Origin of the sequence: Pararhodobacter sp. (genome assembly GCF_034676075.1) — a bacterium.
Lineage (GTDB): Bacteria > Pseudomonadota > Alphaproteobacteria > Rhodobacterales > Rhodobacteraceae > Pararhodobacter.
In genome coordinates, this window is record NZ_JAUCCQ010000001.1 from 15,913 (window position 1) to 38,546 (window position 22,634).

22 protein-coding genes are annotated in these 22,634 nt (G+C 67.0%); 19 read left to right on the forward strand and 3 right to left on the reverse strand.

The window, feature by feature from the left end; genetic code table 11:
• Positions 1–12: 12 nt before the first annotated feature.
• From VDQ18_RS00080 to VDQ18_RS00090, 3 genes are all read left to right on the forward strand, one after another.
• Positions 13–1,185, forward strand: coding sequence for an ABC transporter substrate-binding protein (locus tag VDQ18_RS00080; protein WP_323018995.1), 1,173 nt, complete (start codon positions 13–15; stop codon positions 1,183–1,185).
• Positions 1,186–1,653: 468 nt separating this feature from the next.
• Entirely contained in the window at positions 1,654–2,754 is a 1,101-nt protein-coding gene (locus VDQ18_RS00085) for an NAD(P)-dependent alcohol dehydrogenase (protein WP_323018996.1), read from the forward strand.
• Positions 2,751–3,338 carry a glutathione S-transferase family protein gene (locus tag VDQ18_RS00090; RefSeq protein ID WP_323018997.1) on the forward strand — a complete coding sequence of 196 codons (588 nt, stop codon included), beginning with the start codon at positions 2,751–2,753 and terminating at the stop codon, positions 3,336–3,338. Before VDQ18_RS00085 ends, VDQ18_RS00090 begins: the two co-directional genes overlap by 4 nt.
• On the opposite strand, the gene VDQ18_RS00095 is transcribed toward VDQ18_RS00090, so the two are convergent.
• Positions 3,335–4,132 carry an alpha/beta hydrolase gene (locus VDQ18_RS00095; RefSeq protein ID WP_323018998.1) on the reverse strand — a complete coding sequence of 266 codons (798 nt, stop codon included), beginning with the start codon at positions 4,130–4,132 and terminating at the stop codon, positions 3,335–3,337. The genes VDQ18_RS00090 and VDQ18_RS00095 overlap by 4 nt on opposite strands.
• Positions 4,133–4,237: 105 nt before the next feature.
• Here VDQ18_RS00095 and VDQ18_RS00100 point away from each other — a divergent pair, with 105 nt between their 5' ends.
• The 13 genes from VDQ18_RS00100 (at position 4,238) to VDQ18_RS00160 (ending at position 16,974) form a co-directional block, all read left to right on the forward strand.
• Complete coding sequence (locus tag VDQ18_RS00100) at positions 4,238–4,999, forward strand: enoyl-CoA hydratase/isomerase family protein (protein ID WP_323018999.1); 762 nt, start codon at positions 4,238–4,240, stop codon at positions 4,997–4,999.
• Between the two features lies 1 nt (position 5,000).
• Positions 5,001–5,762 (forward strand): alpha/beta fold hydrolase, encoded by a 762-nt coding sequence (locus tag VDQ18_RS00105; RefSeq protein WP_323019000.1) that lies wholly within the window; start codon positions 5,001–5,003, stop codon positions 5,760–5,762.
• 76 nt (positions 5,763–5,838) lie between these two features.
• The gene (locus tag VDQ18_RS00110; RefSeq protein WP_323019001.1) at positions 5,839–6,495 is read left to right on the forward strand and encodes a glutathione S-transferase family protein; all 657 of its coding nucleotides are present in this window, start codon (positions 5,839–5,841) and stop codon (positions 6,493–6,495) included.
• Positions 6,496–6,498: 3 nt separating this feature from the next.
• The gene (locus VDQ18_RS00115; protein ID WP_323019002.1) at positions 6,499–7,677 is read left to right on the forward strand and encodes a CaiB/BaiF CoA-transferase family protein; all 1,179 of its coding nucleotides are present in this window, start codon (positions 6,499–6,501) and stop codon (positions 7,675–7,677) included.
• A 20-nt stretch (positions 7,678–7,697) separates the two neighbouring features.
• Entirely contained in the window at positions 7,698–8,300 is a 603-nt protein-coding gene (locus VDQ18_RS00120) for a carboxymuconolactone decarboxylase family protein (RefSeq protein WP_323019003.1), read from the forward strand.
• Positions 8,301–8,360: 60 nt separating this feature from the next.
• Positions 8,361–9,092 carry a GntR family transcriptional regulator gene (locus VDQ18_RS00125; RefSeq protein WP_323019004.1) on the forward strand — a complete coding sequence of 244 codons (732 nt, stop codon included), beginning with the start codon at positions 8,361–8,363 and terminating at the stop codon, positions 9,090–9,092.
• A gap of 79 nt (positions 9,093–9,171) precedes the next feature.
• On the forward strand, positions 9,172–10,140 hold the full coding sequence (locus VDQ18_RS00130; RefSeq protein WP_225296953.1) for an aldo/keto reductase: 969 nt from the start codon (positions 9,172–9,174) through the stop codon (positions 10,138–10,140).
• Positions 10,141–10,153: 13 nt separating this feature from the next.
• On the forward strand, positions 10,154–11,602 hold the full coding sequence (locus VDQ18_RS00135; RefSeq protein WP_323019005.1) for an aldehyde dehydrogenase family protein: 1,449 nt from the start codon (positions 10,154–10,156) through the stop codon (positions 11,600–11,602).
• Positions 11,603–11,609: 7 nt separating this feature from the next.
• Positions 11,610–13,070: an aldehyde dehydrogenase family protein gene (locus VDQ18_RS00140; RefSeq protein WP_323019006.1), complete on the forward strand. Its 1,461-nt coding sequence runs from the start codon at positions 11,610–11,612 to the stop codon at positions 13,068–13,070.
• A 3-nt stretch (positions 13,071–13,073) separates the two neighbouring features.
• Complete coding sequence (locus VDQ18_RS00145; protein ID WP_323019007.1) at positions 13,074–13,829, forward strand: glucose 1-dehydrogenase; 756 nt, start codon at positions 13,074–13,076, stop codon at positions 13,827–13,829.
• A 26-nt stretch (positions 13,830–13,855) separates the two neighbouring features.
• On the forward strand, positions 13,856–14,377 hold the full coding sequence (locus VDQ18_RS00150) for a TRAP transporter small permease (protein WP_323019008.1): 522 nt from the start codon (positions 13,856–13,858) through the stop codon (positions 14,375–14,377).
• A 45-nt stretch (positions 14,378–14,422) separates the two neighbouring features.
• Positions 14,423–15,730 carry a TRAP transporter large permease gene (locus VDQ18_RS00155; RefSeq protein ID WP_323019009.1) on the forward strand — a complete coding sequence of 436 codons (1,308 nt, stop codon included), beginning with the start codon at positions 14,423–14,425 and terminating at the stop codon, positions 15,728–15,730.
• 134 nt (positions 15,731–15,864) lie between these two features.
• The gene (locus VDQ18_RS00160) at positions 15,865–16,974 is read left to right on the forward strand and encodes a hypothetical protein (protein WP_323019010.1); all 1,110 of its coding nucleotides are present in this window, start codon (positions 15,865–15,867) and stop codon (positions 16,972–16,974) included.
• Between the two features lie 236 nt (positions 16,975–17,210).
• Here the strand turns inward: VDQ18_RS00160 and VDQ18_RS00165 are convergent, their stop codons facing one another.
• Both VDQ18_RS00165 and VDQ18_RS00170 read right to left on the reverse strand, forming a co-directional pair.
• Complete coding sequence (locus VDQ18_RS00165) at positions 17,211–17,666, reverse strand: DoxX family protein (protein ID WP_323019011.1); 456 nt, start codon at positions 17,664–17,666, stop codon at positions 17,211–17,213.
• Between the two features lie 80 nt (positions 17,667–17,746).
• Positions 17,747–18,067: a hypothetical protein gene (locus VDQ18_RS00170; protein WP_323019012.1), complete on the reverse strand. Its 321-nt coding sequence runs from the start codon at positions 18,065–18,067 to the stop codon at positions 17,747–17,749.
• Positions 18,068–18,385: 318 nt separating this feature from the next.
• Between VDQ18_RS00170 and VDQ18_RS00175 the strand changes: the two genes are divergently transcribed.
• The 3 genes from VDQ18_RS00175 (at position 18,386) to VDQ18_RS00185 (ending at position 22,628) form a co-directional block, all read left to right on the forward strand.
• On the forward strand, positions 18,386–19,651 hold the full coding sequence (locus VDQ18_RS00175) for an MFS transporter (RefSeq protein ID WP_323019013.1): 1,266 nt from the start codon (positions 18,386–18,388) through the stop codon (positions 19,649–19,651).
• 194 nt (positions 19,652–19,845) lie between these two features.
• The gene (locus VDQ18_RS00180) at positions 19,846–21,873 is read left to right on the forward strand and encodes an alpha-ketoacid dehydrogenase subunit alpha/beta (protein WP_323019014.1); all 2,028 of its coding nucleotides are present in this window, start codon (positions 19,846–19,848) and stop codon (positions 21,871–21,873) included.
• The gene (locus VDQ18_RS00185; protein ID WP_323019015.1) at positions 21,873–22,628 is read left to right on the forward strand and encodes an IclR family transcriptional regulator; all 756 of its coding nucleotides are present in this window, start codon (positions 21,873–21,875) and stop codon (positions 22,626–22,628) included. Before VDQ18_RS00180 ends, VDQ18_RS00185 begins: the two co-directional genes overlap by 1 nt.
• The last annotated feature ends 6 nt before the right edge of the window (positions 22,629–22,634 follow it).

Consider the following 22,634-nt stretch of genomic DNA (forward strand, 5'->3'; position numbering starts at 1 on the left):
AGGGAGGTTCTCATGACACTTAACAGACGGCAGATTCTGGCCGGCAGCGCCGCGGCTCTGGCTTTGGGGGCAAGCCTGCGTCCGGCCCGGGCGGCCGGTGTCCATTCGGACGAGATCGTGATCGGCACGCATCTCGACCTGTCGGGTCCGGCCGCGGCCGGCATGCCGGCGCTGCGCAACGCCACCGAACTGGCGCTGGCCGAGGCCAATGCGGCGGGAGGCGTCCATGGTCGCCAGATCCGGCTGATCGTCGAGGATAACGGCTCGCAGCCGCAGCTCGCGGTGCGGGCGGTGCAGAAGCTGATCCGCTCGGACGAGGTCTTTGCCCTGCTGAACCCGTTCGGTTCGGGCACCAATGCCGCGACCATCGGCCAGGCGGTGCAGGCCGGGACCGTGGTCTTCGCGCCCTGGGCGGCGTCCTCGGTCATGCATCAGGTCGCGGGGGGCTCGGACCTGCTGTTCACCACCGTGCAGAACTACAACACGACGATGAACTCGGCGCTGTCGCGCATGCTGCCGGAATGGGGCGTCGAGCGTCTGGGCGGGATCTACATGGAAGGCCCGTTCGGCGACCTGATCCACGCGGGCGTGACGCCGGCGCTGGAGGCCGCGGGCCTGACCGAAGCGGCGACGGCGGCCTATCGGCCGGGCGACATCGACTTCTCCAGCCAGGTTGCCCGGATGCGCGCGGCCAATGTCGACACGATCATCGCCGCGACGATCACCCGGGAGACGGTCGGCATCATGGCCGAGGTCAAGCGCCTGGGCTGGGACGATGTGCGGGTGCTCACCGCCATTCCGGGCCGGTCCACGGTGGTGGCGCGACTGGGCGGGGCGGATACCGAGGGGCTCTATGGTGTCGGCGGCTGGCGTCTGCACAGCGCGGACACCACCGATCCGGGCGCGCGGGCCTTCATGGATGCCTATCAGGCAGCCTATGGCGATATCCCGGACGAGAACGCGGCGAACGCCTATTCCTACACCAAATGGTTCCTCGCCTCGCTCGAGGCTGCGGGTGCCGACCTGACCGCCGAAAGCTTCACCGAAGGCGCGCGCCAGACCCGGCATTCGGACTTCACCACCTATGCCGAGGCCAGCTTCGAGAACAACCACGCCATGCCCGAACTGGTTTCCATCGACCGGATCGAGGGCGGCGCCTGGGTGCCGCAGACCGAACCCTTCTGACGGGTCGGGGCAGCCCGGCTGCCCCTTGCTCCCCAGTTCAGGCCCTGACCCGATACCCGCCCCGGCCTCGCACCGGGGCGGAAGGCTGTCAGCCGCCCCGGCGCCACCTCCGGCTGGGTCCGGATTCCCGTCGGCCGGGTCACGGTGCCTTTTGACCAGGGGTCTCGGTTCACCAACCGGCATTGGCGACCGTTCGTCCACCAATACGACCTGAAGCCCGGCCCATGCAGTCGCGGCCATTCCCATGACAGCGCGCCGGCCGAGAGGGGCGTTCATCTCCTGCAATAGGAGAATATCAGGCCCGTCATGCGCCAAGGCTGAAGCGGGCTACTCAAGCGGGGCGGGTCAGACCGGGATCGCTGCAAAGATCAGTGACGTTGCGACGGCACGGCATGGATACCCGCCCCCTCTGGCTCAATCTAAAATAGTCTATAATATAGTCTATTGATTATTGATAAGGAGCCTCCCATGCAGAGCTTTGCCGCGGTGTTCCGTCACCCGACAATCCCGGTCGCCGTCGAGCCCGTCACACTGGATGAGCCGACGGTGGGCGAGGTCCGTGTCCGCCTTGCAGGTTGTGGCCTGTGCCACACCGACTTCCTCGCCGCGTCTGGCGCACTGCCCTTCCCCCTGCCAGCGGTGCTGGGACATGAGGGCGCTGGCGTGGTCGAGGCCGTCGGTCCCGGCGGCGATTCCGCGCTGATCGGCCGCTCGGTCGTCCTGTCCTTCCGCAGCTGCGGCACCTGCCCGCGCTGCCGGGCCGCGCAATCGCCCTATTGCGACGACAAACCCGCACTGAACTTCTCGGGCCGCCGCCCGGACGGCACGAGCCCTTTCCACGACCGCGAGGGCCTGCCGCTCGGCGCCTGCTTCTTCGGGCAGTCGAGCCTCGCGCGCCATGCCAATGTCTCGCTGCGCAACCTCGTCGAGGTGCCGGCGCGGGACGATTTGTGGATGCTCGGCGCGCTGGGATGCGGGCTGCAGACCGGGGCCGGGGCGGTGCTGAACGTTCTGAAGCCAGAAGTTGGCGCCTCGGTCGTCATCATCGGCCTCGGCGCCGTGGGCATGGCGGCGCTGATGGCGGCCAAGGCCTCGGGCGCCGACCCGATCATCGCCGTGGACCGCTCGCCCGAGCGGCTGGAGCTGGCCCGCGATTTCGGCGCCACCCACACCGTCCTGGCCGCGGGCGAGGATATCCCGGGCCAGATCCACGCGATCACCGGCGGCGGCGCGGCCTATGCGGTGGAATGCGCCGGCAGCCCGGTGACGGCGGCTCTGGCGCTGGACGCCCTGGCGATGCTGGGCAAGGCCGCGATCTGCGGCGCGGCCTCGGGGCAGGGGCCCCTGATGGTCGATCCACACAAGCTGCTCTACGGCCGCAGTTTGCGCGGCGTGGTGCAGGGGGACAGCGAGCCCCCGGTCTTCATCCCGCACCTGTTGCGGCTGCAAGCGGCGGGATTGTTCCCCTTCGAGCGGCTGGTGACCGGCTACGATTTCGACGACATCGGCGCCGCGCTGGCAGCCACCAAGTCAGGGCGCGCGGTGAAGGCCGTGGCGCGCATGGCATGATCCTCTACAGCCACCCCTTCTCTGGCAACGGCTGGAAAGTCCGCCTGTTCCTTTCGATGATCGGGCAGGGCTGCGAGATCCGCACCGTCGACATGCCGGGCGGCGAGAACCGCAGCCCCGCCTTCCTCGCCCTCAATCCCCGTGGGCAGGTGCCCGTACTGCAGGCGCCCGAAGGGGTGCTTTGGGACAGTCAGGCGATCCTCGTCTACCTCGCCGAGCGCCACGCGTCGGATTGGGCTGGGCGCGATGCCTTTGAGCGGGCCGCTGTTGCGCAATGGCTGTCCTTTTCTGCCAAGGAGGTCGCGACCGGATTGCAGGCGCTGCGGCTGCACCGGCTGATGGGCCGACCGCTGGATGTGCCCGCGGCCACCGCCACGGCCGAGGCGTCTCTGGCTGTGCTCGAGGGTTGGCTTGCAACCCGGGACTGGCTTGTCGGCGATCATCCGACCATCGCCGATGTCGCGGTCTACCCCTATGTTTCGATGGCGGGCGAGGCCGGCCTGTCGCTGGAGGCTGCGCCGGCGATCCGCCGCTGGATCGCGCGGATCGTGGCGCTGCCGGGCTACCTGCCGATGGCGGGTTAGAGGAGCCCGATGCGCCGCACCCAGTCGCCCATTGCCGCCGCCGCTTCGGCCGGGCGTTCGACCGGCATGGCGTGGCTCGCGCCCTCGATTGCCATCGCGGTGACGCGCGGGCCGAGCTCTTCGGCGATCTCGGCTTCGGTCCCGGCCGGCCGGAACGGGTCCTGCGCGCCGCGCAGATCGAGGATCGGCGCGGTGCCGGCCGGGCGCCAATCCTCGGGCCGGGTCGCGGCGCGGGCCTTGCGCTGCATCTCGACCACTGCGGGATGCCAGCCGGTCAGCCACTCCGTCGGATCGTTGCCCTCGGCGAAGAAGGCGAGTTTCAGCGCGGCCAGCCGGTCAAGGTCCGAGGTCGCGGGATCGTTGATCTCGGTGATCGCGCGGCTGAGCTCGGGCGGCCAGGCCTTGGCCCCGGCGGCGAGGAACACCACGCCTGACACGAGTTCCGGATGATCCTGCGCCACGCAGCGCGCGATCCAGGCGCCATAGGCATGACCGGCGACGATCGCCTGCCCGCCCTCGGCCCGGATGATGTCGGCCAGATCGCCTGCGAGGTCGTGGAACGTTACCCCCTCCATCGGCGCGACCGAGGGCGCGATGCCTCGCGGCTCGGGCCGCAGCACGCGGAACCCCTGCTGGACCAGACCGGCCGCGAGAGGCGCCAACTCGGCCCCGCAGCGGCCGGTCGAGGCGATCAGCACGACAAGAGGCCCCGTGCCATCGGCCCGATAGCCAAGCTGGCGCTGGCCCAGATCCACCACATTGGGCTCATCGGTGACGGGCGGGAATTCTGGCATGGACTGAGGGACTTCGCAGGTGGTTGACTTCGCTCGAGCGCCTATCATACATAAAACTATCTTTTATGCAATTGGCCGTCCCGAGGCGGCGATCCTGGGGGATTCATGACCATCAATATCACTCGCGCCGAGGGCATCGCCCGAATCGAAATCGACGTCCCGCCGGTCAATGCCATCACCTTGCAGGATTACGCCGACATCCGCGATGCCTTCCGCGCCGCGCAGGATTGGCAAGACGCGAACGTCATCCTGTTTACCGCGACCGGGCGCAAGGCCTTCTGCGCCGGGCTCGACCTGAACGAATTCCTCGCTGCGACCATTGATCAGGACCCGGGCCGCGCGCGCATCGTCCGCGATTGCTTCGCCGCCGTGCGCCATGCGCCGGTGCCGGTGATCTGCGCGATCAACGGCCCGGCTCTGGGGGCGGGGGCGGTGCTGGCCTCCTGCGCCGACATCCGCATCGCCGCCGACCATGTCCGTTTCTCGACGCCCGAGATCAACGTCGGCCGCTGCGGCGGGGCCTCGCATATGATGCGCCACCTGCCGCAGGGTGTGCTGCGCCAGATGTATTTCACCGCCCGCCCGCTTTCGGTGCAGGAGGCGGCGACCTATGGCTTCGTGCAGAAGATCGTTCCCTATGAGGAGCTCGATGCCGAGGCCATGGCGCTGGCGCGCGAGATCGCGGCCAAGGCGCCGATCGGTCTGCGCATGGCCAAGGAGGCGCTGAACAAGGTCGAGTTCATGCAGACCGAGGACGGCTATCAGCTGGAGCAAAGCTATTCGACCGCGCTGATGGCCACCGAGGATGCGCGCGAGGCGACCCGTGCCGTGGTCGAGAAACGCGCGCCGGTCTGGAAGGGCCGCTGACATGCCGGTGCTGACCCTCGCGGACGGCCATAGATTGGCCTATGCGGTCACCGGCCCCGAGGACGCGCCCTGGCTGGTGCTCGGCAATTCGCTGATGACGACGCAGGCGATCTGGGCCGAACAGATCGCCGCCTTCTCCGGCCGGTTCCGGGTGCTGACCTGGGACCCGCGCGGCCATGGCTGCTCGGCCGTGCCGGAGGGGCCCTTGGACATGGCGACGCTGGCGGCGGATCTGGTCGCGCTGTGCGCGGCACTCGATGTGACCGGGGCCACTTATGTCGGCCTGTCGATGGGCGTGCCCACCGGGTTGACGGCGCTGCCCGAGCTTGGTGGGCGGGTCACGCGGCTGGTGCTGGTCGACGGGCTTGCCGCCTCGTCCGGCGCGGCCTTCTGGGATGAGCGCATCGCCTTCGCGCGGGAGAACGGCATGACGGCGCTGGCCGCGCAGACCGCCGAGCGCTGGCTGCCTTCGGGCGAAGACAAACGGCTGGAGCTGGCGTCGATGATCGCCTCGGTCCCGCTCGAGGGCTTCACCGCCTGTGGGCATGCCTTGCGCGGCTACGACGCCCGCGCGGCCTTCGAGGCTTTCGCCGGCCCGGTCCTGCTGGTCGCCGGCGAGGCCGATGCGCGGATCGTGCCGGGGATGCAGGCCCTTGCGGAGAGCAAGCCCGGCACAAGGCTGTCGCTGATCCCCGGCGCCGGGCATCTGCCGTGTTTCGAGGCGCCAAAGGCGTTCAACGCCCTGCTCGCCGAAACTCTATAATCATAAAAGATAGTCTATTGATTCATATGGGGTGGGCAGGCTATGCTGACCCCGTTGCAAGAGAGGCCCCGCCGCGATGATCCTGATTTGGTCACCCAAATCCCCCTTTGTGCGCAAGGTGATGATCCTTGCGCATGAGCTGGGCATCGCCGAGGCGCTGGCGCTGCAGCGCGAGGTGGCGGTGCCCCGCGGGATGCCCAATCCCGCGATCCTGGCGGTCAATCCGCTGGGCAAGATCCCGGCCCTGATCCGCGACGCCGGCCCCGCGCTGATCGGCTCGGCCGAGATCCTCGATTATCTCTGCGAGATCACGCCGGGCGGGCGCGCCCTGCTGCCGGCCTCGGGCGAGGCGCGGGTGGTGCAGCTGCGCTGGCAGGCGCTGGCCGACCAGCTGACCGAGGTGCTGCTCGACTGGCGCATCGCCGCCACCGGCCCGCAAGGCATCGACGCCGCCCGGCGCCAGAGCTTCGAGGCCAAGGTGCGCGCCGGCATGGCCCTGTTCGAGGCCGAGGCGCCGCTCCTGCGCGAAGCGCCCTTCGGCCCCGGGCCAATCGCGCTGACCTGCGCGCTGGGGCAGCTCGATTTCCGCTATCCCGACTGCGGCTGGCGCTCGGCCTTTCCCGCGCTCGCCCGCTTCGCCGCCGACACGGCCGTCAGACCCTCGGTCGCGGTGACGGCCATCGTCAACGATCAGGGCGATTCCGGCCCCGACCTTCAGCTTACCTTCGAGTGACCCATGCCCGGACCCCTCTCCCATATCCGAGTCCTTGACCTGAGCCGCATCATGGCCGGCCCCTGGTGCACCCAGATGCTGGCCGATCTCGGCGCCGAGGTCATCAAGGTCGAGCGCGACGGCGTCGGCGACGACACCCGCCGCTGGGGTCCGCCCTGGCTCAAGGACGAGGCCGGCGCCGATACCGGCGAGAGCGGCTATTACCTCTCGGTCAACCGCGGCAAGCGGTCGGTCGCGGTCGACCTCGCCTCGCCCGAGGGGCAGGAAGTGGTGCGCCGCATCGCCGCCACCGCCGATATCGTCGTCGAGAACTTCCGCCCCGGCACGCTGGAACGCTATGGCCTCGGCTACGGCGATCTGAAGGCGGTGAAGCCCGACCTGATCTTCGCCTCCATTACCGGCTTCGGTGCGACCGGCCCCCGGCGCAACGATTCCGCCTATGATTTCATGATCCAGGCGATGGGCGGTCTGATGAGCGTGACCGGCGAGGCCGATGGCCAGCCGGGTGGCGGTCCGCAGAAGGTCGGCGTGCCGATCGTCGACATCATGACCGGCATGTACACCTGCATTGCCTGCCTCGCCGCGCTCGCGAACCGCGAGAAGACCGGGCAGGGCGACCAGATCGACATCGCCATGCTCGATGTCTCGGTGGCGATGCTGGCCAATCAGGCGATGAACTACCTCGTCTCGGGCGAGGCTCCGACGCGCCGCGGCAACCGCCATCCGAACATCCAGCCGCAGGACGTGTTCCCGGTCGCCGATGGCTACATGGTCGTCGCGGTCGGCAATGACCAGCAATTCGAGCGTTTCGCTAATGTCCTCGGCATGCCCGGTTGGGCCGAAGATCCGCGCTATCGCACCAATGCCGCGCGGGTCGAGAACCTTTCGACGCTGCATCCGGCGATCTGCGAGCGGTTGCAGACCGCGCCGCTGGCCCATTGGCTGGAGCAGCTCACCGCCGACAAGGTGCCCTGCGGCCCGATCAACACAGTGCCGATGGTCTTCGACGAACCGCAGGTGCTGGCCCGCGCGATGAAGCAGGAGTTGCCGCATCCGCTTGCCGGAAAGGTGCCGCAGGTGGTGAGCCCGATGCGTTTTGCTGCCGCGCCGCTGGTCTTCGACCGTGCCCCGCCGCTTTTGGGCGCGGACACCGATGCGATCCTCGCCGAGCTTGGCCTGTGACCATGGGAGTTGATGCACCGATGACGTCGCGCATTTCGCTCCCTGACCGCGACGGGATGGACGAGGCGCAGCGCCGGGTCTTCGATCTGATCGTCAAGGGTCGCCGCGGCGTGCTGGTCGGGCCCCTGCGCGCCGCCCTGCACAACCCGCAACTGGCCGAACGCTGGAGCCAGCTGGGCGAGACCCTGCGCTTCGACACGCGGCTCGATCCGAAGCATTCCGAACTGGCGGTCCTGCTGACCGCCCGGCGCTGGAACAGCCAGCTGGAATGGGCGATCCACCGCCGCGATTCCGAACGCGCAGGCATCCGCGCCGAGGTGATCGAGGCGATCCGCACCGGGCAGGTGCCGCCGCTCGACGGCCCGCACGAGATCGCGGTCTATGATTACAGCGTCGAGCTTCTGTCCGGCGGCAATGTCGGCGATGCAGCCTATCAGGCCGTGGTCGCGCTCTGGGGTGAGGCGGGGGTGGTCGAGCTGACCGCGCTGATCGGCTATTACGCGCTGGTCGCGGCGACGCTCAACGTCCATCGCATTCCGCTGCCCGAGGGCACCAGAGCCGAGCTCGAGGTCGACGACCTGCACCGCTTCGCTGAGTTGCCAGCGCGACCGATCCCCGCTTGATTGCTTCGGTCATAAAATCTAGCTTTAGGCTTCAAAGCGAATGCCAGCCTGGAGCCCGCCATGAATGACGCCGCCAACACGCTGAAGAAAAGCGCGGTTTCCCGCTATCTTCAGCTCTCCAGCCTGTTCCGCCGCCGCATCGACACCGGCGAGTGGAAAACCGGCCAGCAGATCCCGACGGTCGAGGAACTGGCCAAGGAATGCGGCGTCGCCACGATGACGATCCGGCAGGCGCTCAACATCCTCGAACAGGAGGGGCTGATCGAGCGGTTCCGCGCCAAGGGCACCTTCGTCAAGGAGCGCCCGAAGCAGGATCTGTGGTGTCAGGTGCAGACCGATTTCTCGGGCCTGCTGATCGGCCGCGACGGTGCGAAGATCGAGGTGCTGTCGATCGAGCCGGGAGCCTCGCTGCCGATGCGGCACAGCGACATTGGTCGTTGCGCCGAGAGCTATCGCCACCTGCGCCGCCGCCACACCCGCGACGGCAAGGCCTTCCTTCTGGCCGATGTCTATATCTCGGAGCGGATCCTGCCCCTGATCCCCGAGGCCGATTTCGCGCGCAAGACGGCGCTGCGGCTGGTCGCGGACGTGGCGCAACTGACAATCGCGCAGGCGCATCAGACGCTGACCATCGGCATGCCCGACATGGTCGTGGCCGAGATGCTGAACATCAGCCTGACCGACCCGATCGCCCGGGTCGAACGCTCGGCCGTCGATGAAACCGGCGAGCTGGTGCTGTTCGCGGACGGCTTCTACCGCGGCGATCAGGTCCGCATCGACTTCAAGCTCTAGTCGAAAAACTATTAAAGCATAATATTGACATTTAGCCGCGCGAGTGGCAGGTTCCTCCCGCGTGATCGAGGAGCATGGCATGAAATCTGTATCGCTGGGCGGCACCGGACTGAAGGTGTCCGAACTATGCTTCGGCACCATGTCCTTCGGATCCTACAGCGACGCCTCGACAGCGAAGGCGATGATGGCGGCCTGCCTCGATGTGGGCATCAACTTCTTCGACTGCGCCAATTCCTATGCCGGGATGGGCAAGGCCGAGACGATCCTCGGCGAATGCCTGTCCGAGCTCGACCGCCAGAAGCTGGTGATCACCACAAAGGTCTGCCGGCCGATGTCGCAGGACATGAACGGCTCGGGCCTGTCGCGCCGGCACATCATGCAGGAGGTCGAGAACAGCCTCCGCCGCCTGCGCACCGATTACATCGACGTGTATTTCGCCCATCACTACGACCCGGCGACCCGCCCCGAGGAGACGCTGCGCGCCTTTGAGGATCTGCGCCGTCAGGGCAAGATCGTCTATGCCGGCGTGTCGAACTGGGCCGCGTGGCGCGTCGCGGATGCGCTGGGGATCTCGGCGCGCGAGGGGCTCGTGGGCTTCGACGTGCTGCAGCCGATGTACAATCTGGTGAAGCGTCAGGCCGAGGATGAACTCTTCCCGCTGGCCGAGGCGAAGAAGCTGGGCGTGATGGTCTTCTCGCCGCTGGCAAGCGGCCTTCTGACCCGCGCCAATGCCGATCCCGATGGCCCGCGGCAGGGCCGTCTGGCCGAGGCGCGTTACCTCAAGCGCTATGAGGACCGTCACAATTTCGAGGTGGCGCGCGACTTCTGCGCCATCGCCGACGAGATGGGCGTCGACCCGGCTGCGCTGGCCGTCGCCTGGTGTGCGAGCCATCCCGCCGTCACCACCCCCATCATCGGCGCCGAGACGGTCGAACAGATCGCCGGCTACGTCGCCGCCACCGAGATCTCGCTCACGCCCGAACAGCGGGCGCGGATTTCCGCCCTCACCGAGCGGCCGGATTACGAGATCGAACGCAAGATCGACTGACAGGACCAAGACCATGGCATCGGAACCGATCCTCCTCGATCACCTGATCGACAATGCGGCAGCCGAGGGCGGGCCACGCGCCGAGCTGCGCGATCCCGGCAATCTCGACGACGTGGTGGCGCTGGTCGCGCAAGCCGATTCCGCGACCGTGGACCGCGCCGTGCGCTCGGCCCATGCCGCCTTCGCCGGCTGGCGCGACACGCCGCTGGCCGAGCGCAGCGCCCGTCTGCGTGCGGCCGCCGATGCGCTGATCGCCGCCGCCGACGACGTGACGCAGATCATGGCCCGGGAATCGGGCATGTTGCCCGGCACCAACAAGGCCGAGATCGGCATGGCCGCGGCCATCGTGCGGGACAATGCCGATCATGCTGAAAGCAGCCTCGCCCCCGCCCGTTTCGAAGATGCCGACAGCTCGGTCGAGGTCGAGAAGGTCGCGGTCGGTGTGATCGCCGCCATCGTGCCGTGGAACGCCCCGGTGATCCTGGCCATGCGCAAGGTCTCGCCGGCGCTGGCCGTGGGCAACACCGTCGTCGTCAAGACCGCGCCCACCGCCCCAATCGGCCTGACCCGCCTGTTGCACGCCTTCGCCGCGCATTTCCCCGCGGGCGTCGTCAACGTGGTGCAGGGCGGGGGCGAGACCGGCTCGGCCCTGGTCGCGCATCCCCTGGTCGCGCGGGTGTCCTTCACCGGCGGCCTCAAGGTCGCGCAGATCATCATGAAACAGGCCGCCGCCGATCTGAAGCGCGTGAGCTTCGAGCTCGGCGGCAACGATCCGGCGATCCTGTTGCCCGACGCCGACCTCGGCAAGGCGGTGCCGCGGATCATGGGCGGCGCCTTCCGCCGCGCTGGCCAGTTCTGCTTCGCGGTGAAGCGGGTCTATGTGCCGCGCGCGCTGGCGCCCGAACTGATCGCGCGGATGAAGGCCGATCTCGACAAATACGTCGTCGGCCATCCGCTGACCGCTGGTGTGACCGTGGGCCCGATCAACAACAAAGGTCAATTCGACTATCTGCTGGGCCTGCGCGAGCGCGTGCAGGCATCGGGGGTGACCTATCTGGTAGGCGGCAGCAAGGCCGACCCGCAGCTTTGGGAGAAGGGCCATTACATGATGCCCGCCCTCGTCACCGATATCGACCCCGAGCACGAGCTGGTCACCACCGAGCAATTCGGCCCGATCCTGCCCATCGTCGTCTATGACGACCTCGACGCGGTGATCGACAGCATCAACGCGGGCGAGCTGGGGCTCGGCTCCTCGGTCTGGGGCGAGGATCTGGACGCGGCGCTCGATGTGGCGCGGCGGATCGAGGCTGGCATGACCTTCATCAACAACGCGGGCACCTCGCGGCTGGGGCAGCGCCACATGCCGTTCGGCGGCGTCAAGCGCAGCGGTATCGGGCGCGAAAGCTCTCCCGTCGGGCTGGGCGAACATTACGCCCTGCACGCGATGAACTATCACAAGTGAGACGGCCATGAGCGACATTCCCACCCTCCGCAATTTCGTCGCCGGGCAATGGCTGGGCGAGGCCGCGCCGTTCGAGGTCCGTGATCCCGGACAGCGCGCCACGATCCTCGCCCATGTGGTGCCCGCCGATGCGGCCCTCGTCGATCAGGCGGTGAGCGCTGCCGCCCGCGCGCAGAAGCTCTGGGCCCGCGTGCCGGTGGCCGAGCGCGCCGCCGCGGTGCTGGCCGCCGCCGACCGGATCGAGGCCGAGGCCGACAAGGGGCTCGACGGTCTGGTGCGCGACGTGGTGCTGGAAACCGGCATGCTGCCCGCCGAGATCACGCTGGAATTCCGTGGCGCCGCCTTTGCCGCGCGCGACAATGTCGAGGCCGCGCAGGTCGCGCTCGAGCCCGAGGTGATCGAGGACGAGACCTCGATCGTCCGCATCGAGCGCCGCCCTATTGGCGTCGTCGCGGCCATCGTGCCGTGGAACGCGCCGATCGTGCTGATGATCCGCAAATTCGCCCCGGCGCTGGTCGCTGGTTGCGCGCTGGTGGTGAAGACCCCGCCGACCGCGCCCGTCGGCATCACCAGACTGCTGGCCGGGCTGGCCGAGTTGTTCCCGGCCGGTGTCATCAACGTCGTGCACGGCTTCGGCGAGGCGGGGGCGGCGCTGTCCGCGCATCCGCTGGTCCGGCTCGTCAGCTTCACCGGCGGCGGGGTGGCGGCGCGGGCGATCATGGCGACGGCAGCGGACACGATGAAGAACGTGCAGTTCGAGCTGGGCGGCAATGACGCGGCCATCGTGCTCGACGATTTCGACATCGAGAAACAGATCCCGATGCTGATGGCCGGGGCCTTTCACCGCTCGGGGCAGTTCTGCTTCGCGATCAAGCGCCTCTATGTGCCGGATGCGATCTATGACCGCGTGTTCGACGCGATGGCGGCCTATCTGGATGCGCAGAAGATCGGCCATCCGCTGGATCCGGCAACGACCTTCGGGCCGATCAACAACAAGGGCCAGTTCGATTTCCTGCAAGGGCTGATCGCCCGCAGCCGCGCCGCCGGGGCCGAGCTGATCGAACTGGGGACGCCGGTCGATCCCGCGCAATGGGAGTCAGGCAATTACATGAAGCCGGTTCTGGTGCGCGATGCCGCGCCGGGGCTGGAGGCGGTGACCTGCGAGCAGTTCGGGCCTGTTCTGCCCGTGCTGCGCTACCACGACCTCGACGCGGTCGTGGCGCAGGCGAACGGGACGGAATACGGGTTGGGCTCGTCGATCTGGACCAGTGACGAGGGACGCGGCAAGGCTCTGGCACGTCGGCTGGACGCCGGCATGACCTTCATCAACAAGAACGCGCAATCACGGCTTGGCCGACGGCACATGCCGTTTGGCGGGATCAAGCAGAGCGGCATCGGCAGCGAGAATGCCGAATACGGCCTGCATGAATTCACCGAGATCCACGCGATCAACATTCACAAGGCCTGAGGGATGCAGGATCTGGAACAACAGGGGCTGCTCGCGGGGAAAGTGGCACTGGTCACGGGCGGGCTTTCGGGCATCGGCCGGGCCATTGCCCGCAGCTTTGTCGAGGCGGGGGCGATCGTGATCGTGGCCGATCTCTCGGTCACACCCGGGACGGTCGCCCGCTGCGAAACCGGCGATGCCCATCGCTGCGACGTCGCGGACGAGGCCTCGGTCATGGCGCTGGCCGAGGCCCTCGCCGCCCGGCATGAGGGGCTCGACATCCTCGTCAATTGCGCGGGGATGCCACAGAAGCCGGTGGCGCTGGCCGAGGCAAGCGTGGCGGAATGGGACCGCCTGTTCGCGGTCAACGCGCGCTCGGTCTTCGTGATGACCAAGCATTTCCTGCCCGCGCTGGCCCGGCGCAAGGGCAATGTCATCAACATCTGCTCGACGGTCGGCGCCCAGGCAAAACCGGGCCTCGCGGCCTATGGCGCCTCGAAAGCGGCGGCCATTGCCACGACCAAGGCCCTGGCTCTGGAACTGGCGGGGCAGGGGATCCGGGTCAACGGCATCAGTCCGGGCGCGGTGGAAACGCCGATGCTGACCGGCTTTGCCGATGGCGACCCGGCCGAGATCAAGGCCGCCTTTGCCCGTCTGGTCCCGCTGGGCGAGATCGTCCAGCCCGACGATGTGGCGGGGGCGGCGCTCTATCTCGGCTCGTCGCTGGGGCGGCTGGTCACCGGGGTCATCATCACCGTCGACGGGGGACGCACCGCCTGACCGGGCGGGCGAGGGGAGGGGCTATGATGAAACACCTGCTTGCCGCTGCGATCCTGCCCTCGCGGCTGTCAACCACTCTGGGCGCCATCTCCATTTCCGCGATGGCGCTGCACATCTCGGCCGAGGTCCTGTCACGGCTGATCTGGGGCCAGAGCCTGTTCGGCACCATCGAGATCATTTCGTACTACTACATGGTCGCCGCGTCCTTCCTGCCGCTCGCCAGCGCGCAGTTGCAGGGGCAGATGATCAGCACCGACGTCTTCGCCAAAATCGTTCCGGCGCGGCTGCGCCCGGCCACGGACTTCCTGGGCCGGCTGGTGTCACTCGCAACCTGCGGGATGCTGATCTGGGCCGCCTGGGCGCAGGCTCTGTCCAAGACCCGCGTGAATGAAGCGATTTCCGGTCTGGGCGCGCCGGTACTGGTCTGGCCGTCGCGCTGGATGCTGGTCATCGGGCTGGGCGCGCTGCTTCTGGCGCAGCTGATCCAGCTGCCGCGCGGCATCGCCTCGGACGAGGACGCGCCGCCCGGAACCGGGGAGCGCGGATGACCATGCCCGTTGATCCGCGGCCTGGCCGCAGGGGAGCCGTTACCTATGAATCCTGAACTCGGTTTCTATTCGCTGGGCGCCTTGATGGTGCTGCTGGTGCTGCGCGTGCCGATCGGTCTGGCGCTGACCGCGGTGGCCTTTGTCGGTCTTTACCTGCTGCGGGGCTTCAATCCCGCCTTCGGTGTGCTGAAGGCCACGCCCTTCGAATTCGTCGCCCATTGGACGCTCTCGGCCGTGCCCATGTTCGTGCTGATCGGCGCCATCGCCGCGCATTCGGGCATGGTGGGACGGATCTTCCGGGCGCTGAAGCTCTGGGTCGGCTGGCTGCCCGGCGGGCTTGCCATCGCCACCAGCTTCGCCGGGGCCGGTTTCGCGGCCATGTCGGGCTCGAGTCTGGCGACCACCGCGGCGATGGGGCGCATCGCCGTGCCGGAGATGCTGAAGGAAGGCTATCAGCCCGCCCTCGCGACCGGGGTCGCCACCGCGGTCGGCACGATCGGCGCGTTGATCCCGCCCTCGATCATCATGGTGATCTACGCCACCTTCGCCGAGGTGTCCGCCTCGAAGATGCTGATCGCCGGGGTCATTCCGGGCATCCTGACCGCCATCGCCTATGCCAGCCTTGTCGCGATCCGCTGCCTGATCAACCCGGACCTCGCCCCGGTCATCGCCCGCCGGCAGGCCGAGCGGCGCGAGCATCTGCGCGGCTTCCTTGACGTCCTGCCGGTGCTGATCCTGGCCCTGGGCATCACGGGTTCGATCTATGCCGGGATTGCCACCTCGACCGAGGCCGCGGGCTTCGGTGTCCTGCTGACGCTGATCATCGTGATGGCGCAACGGGTGCTGAGCTGGCGGGGCCTCAGGGACTCGATCTACGAGACGACCGTGACGACCGCCTCGATCTTCCTGATCGCCATCGGTGCGGCGATGATGACGCAATTCCTGGCCTTTACCGGGATGCCGAGGGTCCTGTCCGGCGCCATCATGGGGATCACCGAGGACCCGGTCGGCATCATGCTGATCTGCTGCCTGCTCTACCTGATCCTGGGCTGCTTCCTCGACCCGATGGGGGTCATGCTGCTGACGTTGCCGATCATCCTGCCAATCATCGACAATGCCGGGATCAACCCGATCTGGGCGGGCGTGATCCTGGTCAAGATGCTGGAGGTGGGATTGCTGACGCCGCCGGTGGGGCTGAACTGCTTCGTCATGAAAAGCACGCTGGGCGGAAGTGTGTCGCTGGGCACGATCATCAAGGGCACCAGCTGGTTCCTGACGGTCGAAGCGGTTGTCGTCGCCCTGATGCTGGCCTTCCCGCAGATCATCCTCTTCTTGCCCTCGCTGATGGATTGACCTGTCGAGACGGCGCGCGATGGCGCGCCGTTTTCGCACGGGCCAGAGTGAATCAGTAATAGACTAAAAGCTATGTTTATATATTATAGGGATCGAACGACGAATCGCTTCGATCACTCTTGGGAGGAATGTGAATGAAATCCGCACTCATCACGCGCATGGCAAGCGCGTCGGCCGTGGCGCTGCTCTGTGTCGGCGCAGTACCGGCGCTGGCCCAGACGAACTACGTCTATGGCGACTTCGCCAGCCCTTCCGAGCCCCGCACAGAAGGTTCGGTGAAGCCGTGGCTGCAAGCGCTCGAGGATGCCTCGAACGGGACGATCACGACCGACTATATCGGCGCGGGCGCCGTGGTGACGGCCCGCAACACGCTGCAAAGCCTGACCGACGGCCTGGTGGACGGCGCGCTGGTGGCGGCGATCTACCAGCCCTCGGAACTGCCGGTTTCGTCGCTGCTGGTCAACATCGGCGCGCAGATGACGGATACGCTCGCCTCGACCGGCGCGCTGACCGAGGCGCTGATGCTGGGCTGCCCGGAATGCCGCACCGAGCTGGAAAATTACAACGTCCAGACGCTCGGCTCCTGGGCCATGCCGTCCTATGTGTTGCTCTGCCGTGAGCCGATCCAGAGCCTCGCTGACGCCCAGGGCCTGCGCATCCGCGCCTCGGGCCATATGGTGACGCTGGCACAGGCGATCGGTGCGACGCCGATCAACCTGACCATCACCGAGACCTTCGAGGCCCTGCAGCGCAACCAGGCCGATTGCACCTTCGGCTCGATCGTCTGGCTCGACAGCCTGTCGCTGGGCGACGTGGTGCGCAACATCGTCCGCGTCGATGCCGGCGCCGTGGTGACCACCTCGATGTTCAACGTGCGTCGTGACCTCTGGGAAGAGATGGACGAGGCCACCCGTCAAGTCTTCCTCGACACCGTGCCCGCCGCGGTCGCCAACAACGCCTTCGCCTATATCGAGGCTGACGAGCGTGTGCTGGCCGAGGGCTACACCGTCGTGACCCCGGATGCCGATCTGGCCGAGGCGATCCGCGCGCAGGCCCAGACCGATATCGCCAGCGCCGTTGCAGTGGCGCAGGCCGCGGGCGTCGCCAACGCTCAGGAAATCGTCGACAACTTCTTGCCGCTCTATCAGCGCTGGTACGATCTGACTCGTGGCGTCGAGACCGCCGAGGAGTTCGAGCAGCTGCTCCGAACCGAGATCTACGCCCACGTCCCCGCGGACTTCTGATCGCGCTGATTGCCTGACCGGGCCCCGCCAAGGCGGGGCCCTCTTGCATCGCCGAGCCTGTGATGAAGTCGCCTGACCTTGTGGCAGTTCGCCGCCATGTCAGCGCGGCCGTCTCGTCCCGCGGATTGTGGTAGAGACTGTCACTTCGCCCGCTCAGCGGGAGGCAACCGTAGTTTCCAGCGCAGTGTTTCGGGTGCCGGGAAGCGGCCGGGCCGCTCCCTCGGCGTCGGGTCTGATCAAAGGTTGCGCGGCAGCAACGCCCGGTCGAGCGATACCCGCCCGCCCCCGACCGCCACAAAGTACAGCGTGATCGCCGACCAGAGCAGCGACAGTTCGGCGCCCCGATAACCCTGACCCAGCTGAACCCAGTGGAAGTAGACAGTCACCAGCAGGATGATCGTGACGCCTGCCGCCGCAAGCCTTGTCAAGAGACCCAGCACCAGCAGCAGGCCCCCGCCGAATTCCGTCACTGCCAGGGCCACCGACCAGAAGGCAGCGGGCTGGAAGCCGATGCCGGCAACCATATCGACGGCGCCCAGCGGATTGGTGATCTTGGGCCAGCCATGCACCATCAGCGCAAGGCCACACATCACCCGCAGCCAGGTGAAGGCCAGCGGCGCGAGCCAGGTGTAAAGGGTTTCGAGAGCGGGGATGACCAGCGGTCGGCCGGTCGTAAGATGTTTGGTGTCCATGTCATGTCTCCTGTGGCGCTGAGGCAGGTCGAAGCGCCGAATGCGGGTCGGAGGCCGACAGCCTCCAATGAATTTCGCGGTCAGGAAATCAGACGGGGCGGCCGACGAGGGGGCCCTTCGGCGCGCGTCGCCGTCAGCCGGGCGGTTTCAGCAAAGATGACCGGGCGCTGCCCGGGTTCGAAATCCGGCAGGGCGGTCTGCCCGGGCATGACGCAGGTCGCACAGGGAGCGACGAAGCGGTCCGCAGGCTTGCCTCGGGTGCGATCGACCCCAGGGATCGGGCAATGTTCCAGCGCAGCGCTTGCTCCTCCGCAGCCGGACTCTGCTGCCGTCAGGGCGACCGGCGTCGACAGGGTGGCAGCCAACAACAGCATGGCAAGGGCAAGGATCAGAAAACGCATCGGAATCCGGGTCATTTCCGTGGCTAAAATCCCGATCCGGTGCCCGGGTGCAATCTGAAAGCGTTCGCCTCACGGACTTGTCAGGGTCGCTTCGCCGGTATCCTCCGCCAAGCAGCACCATTGGCGACGAAGCCGCCGGGCGCTGCTGGGGGGCTGGAGGTCAGCGAAAGGGGGGCTGCGCCGTCCTGACCGGGTGGATGCCAGGATCCGGGTGGGAACCAATTCTGCGCCCGGCCGTTGACCTCGCGTGGCGGGGCGCCCCGCCGCCTTGAGCCCTGAGCCGAAGTTACAGTCGAAGATCGCGCGACAAACACTTACGTGTCACGAAACATTCTTCCCCTCACGGCCCTCTTTGCGGGCACGGCCCTCCTGCTTTTTGCTGGGGGTATTAACGGATTGATCCTGCCGGTGCGCGGCACCGCCGAAGGGTTCAGCGCCGCCTCGCTGGGTCTGCTCGGAACCGGCTGGGCGGTCGGCTACATTGCCGGTTGCCTGCTGACACCCTGGCTGGTGGCCCGGGTCGGGCATATCCGCTCTTTCGGCGCCATGTGTGCGCTGGCAGCGGTCGCCATCCTTGTCTCGCTCCTGATCATCTCGCCCGCGGTCTGGATCCCGGTGCGCGCTCTCTCGGGCTTTTGCTTCGCAGGCTCGGCGATGATCGCCGAAAGCTGGCTGAACGAGAAGGCGGACGCGGGCTCGCGCGGGCGGATCTTCGGCATCTACACCATGGTCAACCTGGCCGCGACCACGGCCGGGCAGATGATCCTGACCCTGGGCGAGGCATCGGGGATCTTCTTCTTCGTGCTGGCGGCCATCGTCTATTGCCTTGCCCTGCTGCCAACCGCTGTCGGCGCCACGACCAGTCCGACGCCGCTGACGGTGGTCAAGCTGGACGTCCCGGCGCTTTGGCGCAATTCCCCGGTCGCGGTTTTTGCCGTGTTGATGGTCGGCATTTCCAACTCTGCCTTTGGCACCCTCGCCGCGGTCTATGCCGATTGGGCCGGCTTCTCGCTTACCGATATCGCCCTTTTCGCCAGCATCCCGATCCTGGCGGGCGCGCTGTCGCAGATCCCGGTGGGCGCGGCCTCGGACCGGTTCGACCGTCGGCTGGTGTTGCTGGCGATCTCGGTGCTGGCCCTGGCGACCGACTTGGCCTTCATCGTGACCGGCAGCACGGATCCCGCGTTCCTGCTGGGGCTCTCGGCCTGTTTCGGGGCGACTGTCTTTGTGATGTACCCGGTCATCGTGGCCCATGCCAACGACCACGCCGCGCCCGGCACCTTCATTCAGGTCAGCGGTGGGTTGTTGCTGGTCACAGGCATCGGCTCGGTGATCGGGCCGACCATAGCCGGGCTGGCAATGGGCGTTCTCGATCCCTCGGCCATGTTTCTCGTCACCGGGTTCTGCCATCTGAGCATCGTGCTCTTCACGCTTTGGCGGCTCCGTCAGCGCTCGTCGATCCCCCAGGACCTGAAGTCGGTTTTCCAGGCCTCGCCCATGGCGCGGATGTCGACGCCCGAGACGGTTGCCTTCTCGTCGGACGAGGCGACTTCGGCAACGTGGTCGGCAGGGTCGACGCGCTGAGAGGCTGTCTTGCCGCCGACAAGGCACGCAAACGCCGGACGGACCACATCCTGCAGTGCTGCGTTGACCCGGTGGGCATACAGGCTTGCCCGCTCTTTTTTTATAAGATAGTGATAACGACATAATTATATTGACCAATTTGACGCGGCTTTCTAGGGTCCGCCTGACACCATGCATGGCGCAGGGGGAAAAGAATGCCCGCCTCTCTCACCGATACCGACCTCGACTTCCTTCTTCATTCCTACGAGCGGATGTATCGCATTCGTCAGTTCGAGCAGGCCGCGCTCGATCACAGCACCAGCAAGGAGGCGCTGATCGCCGGGTCCGTGCATCTCTGCGCCGGTCAGGAAGCGGTCCCGGTCGGTGCCATGGCGGCCCTGAGCCCGAATGATCGGGTGATCGCAACCTATCGTGGCCATGGCTGGGCTCTGGAAACGGGCGTTCCGGCGCAGGAGTTCTTTGCCGAGGTCTGCCACCGCAAGGCGGGTGTGAATGGCGGGCGAAGCGGTTCTGCCCTCGTCACGGCGCCCAATGAGCGTTTCGTCGGCGAAAACTCCATCGTCGGCGCGGGTGGACCGATTGCCTGCGGCATTGCCCTGGCAGCGCGAATGGAAGGGGCTGACAGGGTCTGCGTCGTGACATTCGGTGATGGGGCCACCAGCCAGGGCGCCCTGCATGAGGCCTTTGTCTTTGCCGCCGCGTATAAGCTGCCGGTGATCTTTGTTTGTGAAAACAATGGCTGGTCGGAAATGACCCCGACCATGTCGATCACGGGCCTGGACCGTCTGGCCCGGCGCGCGAATGGCTACGGGATGCAGTCGGCAACGATTGACGGTACCGACCCGCTTGCCGTCAGAGACAGTTTTGCTCTGGCGCGCGCAGCGGTCCTTGCCGGCAAGGGGCCCGCCCTGATCGAATGCCGCGTTCCTCGCCTTTGGGGGCATTACAACCGCGATATCGAGCATTACCGGCCGAAATCCGACCGCCAAGAGAGCCTGGCCCGCGATCCGCTGACACGGATGGAGGCCCGGCTCTGCGCGCTCGGGGTCAGCAGTGCGGATGAACTTGCGATCCTGCGGGCCCGGCTTGACCGAGACTGGAGCGCGGTTCTGGAGACCGTGCGGTCCCTGCCGCTGCCAGATGCCGACACGGCGTCCGACCATGTCATCGCTCGACTTCCCGCGGCAACGGCCAGTCCGGAACCGCAGGGCGAGGTGAAGGAGATCACCTATATCCAGGCGGTGAACGAGGCGCTGAAGCGCGAGCTGGCAGAGCGCTCCGAGGTTTTGGTCTTTGGCGAGGATGTCGGTCATGCGGGCGGTATTTTCGGCGCAACCCGCTATCTGCAAAGGGATTTCGGGGCTGACAGGGTCTTCGACACCCCGATCGCGGAAGCCGCCATTCTGGGGTCGGCGGTCGGACTGGCGCTGGAAGGAAAGCGGCCGGTGGTCGAGATCATGTGGGCCGACTTCCTGCTGGTGGCGCTGGATCAGATCATCAATCAGGCCGCGAATATCCGCTATCTGACCCGTGGCACCCGCACTGCGCCGATGGTCGTTCGCGTCCAGCAAGGGGCGACGCCCGGCTCGACCGCCCAGCATTCGCAATCGCTGGAAGCGATGCTGGCCCATGTGCCGGGGCTGCGGGTGGGTTTGCCCTCGACCGCCGATGACGCCTATCACATGCTGCGCGCTGCGATGCACGGCGACGATCCGGCGGTGATCATTGAATCCCGTGCGCTCTATCAGCGCTCCGGCCCTGTCTGGCCCGATGCCGCGCGTCAGGTCACCGCGGGGGCGGCTCTGCGCCGCAGTGGGACGAGCCTGACCTTGCTCGGCTGGGGTGCTGTCATGCCGGCGGTGGAAGCGGCCGCAGAGACCTTGGGTCAAGCCGGCACCGATGTTTCGGTTCTGGATCTGCGCTGGCTGTCACCTGTGGATTGGGACCGGGTTTGCACCACGGTCGCCGCCACTGGCGGCCGGGTCGTGGTGGTCCATGAAGCCAATCTGACCGGTGGTTTCGGGGCGGAAATTGTTGCCGGGCTGGCAGAGCGGCTGGGGCCTGCGGCGCTGTCCTTCCGCAGGGTCGCCACGCCGGATGTCCGGATGCCGGCCTCTCCGGTCCTGCAGGCGGTTCTGTTGCCGAATACGGCAAAGATCGTGGCGGCGGCGCAGGAGCTGCTGCAGACAAACGCGCAACCCCAAGGCGAGGAATATGTCTGATGACGGGAAGCAAGGAGAAGAGCGGACGGCTCCAGATCAATTCCGTGGTGCGCGGCGTCAACATTCTGACCGCCATCGCGCGCAGTGATCAGGGCCTGAGCGTGCGCGAAATCGCCGAGGCAATCGGGGTCGAGCGTCAGACGGCTTATCATCTTGTCCACACCCTTGAGGACACGGGTTTCATTGCCCGGGACGATCAGCGCAATTACCGCCTTGGCCTGCGCGTCGGTGCGCTGGCAGAGGCCTTCGGCAGGCAGTTCTCTGCGCCGGATTACATGCTGCCCCTGGTGCGTGGCCTTGCCCATGAGACCGGAGAGACCTGCTACGTCGTCGGTTGGTGGCGGGGTGAGATCGTGATCATCGAGGTCGCCGCCGGTGCCAAAGCGATCCGTTCGGCCGAGATGCCGCATGGCCAGTATCTGCACGCCCATGCGCGGGCGGCGGGCAAGGTTCTTCTGGCTTATGCGGCCACGGCGCGCATGGCGGAATACCTGCTCAACCATCAGCCCCTCGCGAAGCTGACCGAGAACACGATCACCGATTTCAAATCCCTGCAGGCCGAGTTCGCCCGGATCCGGGCCGAGGGTGTCGGCTATGATAACGAGGAGTTTGCCCCCGGCATCTCCTGCATGGCGATGCCGCTGGAAGCTGGCACCGCCCCCTATGCCCTGGCCTTGTCGGCGCCCTCCGAGCGCTTCCAAGCCTTCCGTGAAACCTATCAGCAAAAGCTGGCCGCGCTGGTCCAGCGCAACTGAAGGGCA